This window comes from Burkholderia sp. E168m23 (assembly GCF_016586125.1).
Taxonomy (GTDB): Bacteria; Pseudomonadota; Gammaproteobacteria; order Burkholderiales; family Burkholderiaceae; genus Burkholderia; species Burkholderia orbicola.
This window is the reverse complement of sequence record NZ_BCPP01001531.1, coordinates 1-905: the sequence shown is the minus strand read 5'-3', so window position 1 is coordinate 905 and position 905 is coordinate 1. Positions and strand designations below refer to the sequence as shown.

Annotated in this window: 1 protein-coding gene; it reads right to left on the bottom strand. The window is 66.0% G+C overall.

The features are described from left to right. A partial coding sequence (gene rlmN, locus JMF90_RS38675; RefSeq protein ID WP_201326507.1) for a 23S rRNA (adenine(2503)-C(2))-methyltransferase RlmN occupies positions 1-905 on the bottom strand: 905 nt, incomplete at both ends.

Here is a 905-nt window from a genome sequence, read left to right as displayed (position 1 = left end):
GATGATTTTTCCTGCTGCGCCCGTTCGTTCCGCGAGGCGCGTACGATCCTTCACCGCGCCGGCCAACTGCCCGCACGCGGCGTCGATGTCGTCGCCGCGCGTCTTGCGCACGGTCGTGACGACACCCGCGTCGATGAGGACTTGCGCGAAGCGCTTGATCTGCTCCGGCTTCGAGCGGATGAGGCCCGATTCCGGAAACGGATTGAACGGGATCAGGTTGAACTTGCACGGCACGTCACGCGTGACGGCCAGCAGTTCGCGCGCATGCGCTTCGGTGTCGTTGACGCCGTCGAGCATGCAGTATTCGAAAGTGATGAAGTCGCGCGGCGCGACCTTCAGATAACGCTGGCACGCAGCCATCAGCTCGCGAAGCGGATACTTCTTGTTGAGCGGCACCAGCTCGTCGCGCAGCGCGTCGTTCGGCGCATGCAGCGAAACGGCCAGCGCGACCGGCAACTCGGCGCCGAGGCGGTCCATCATCGGCACCACGCCGGACGTCGACAGCGTGACGCGACGGCGCGACAGGCCGTACGCGTTGTCGTCGAGCATCAGCCGCATCGCGGGGACGACCGCGCTGTAATTCAGGAGCGGCTCGCCCATGCCCATCATCACCACGTTGGTGACGACCCGTTCGGCCTTGCCGTTCGGGCCGGGCGCGCGGCCCAGCGACGCTCGCAGTGCAAATTCGGCCATCCGGAGCTGGCCGATGATTTCGGCTGTCGACAGGTTGCGGGAGAAGCCCTGCTTGCCCGTCGAGCAGAAGCGGCAGTTCACCGCGCACCCGGCCTGCGACGACACGCACAGCGTGCCGCGCGTCTCTTCCGGGATGAACACGGTTTCGACCGCATTGCCGTTTCCGACGTCGATCAGCCACTTGCGCGTGCCGTCGGTGGAAACGTGATCGC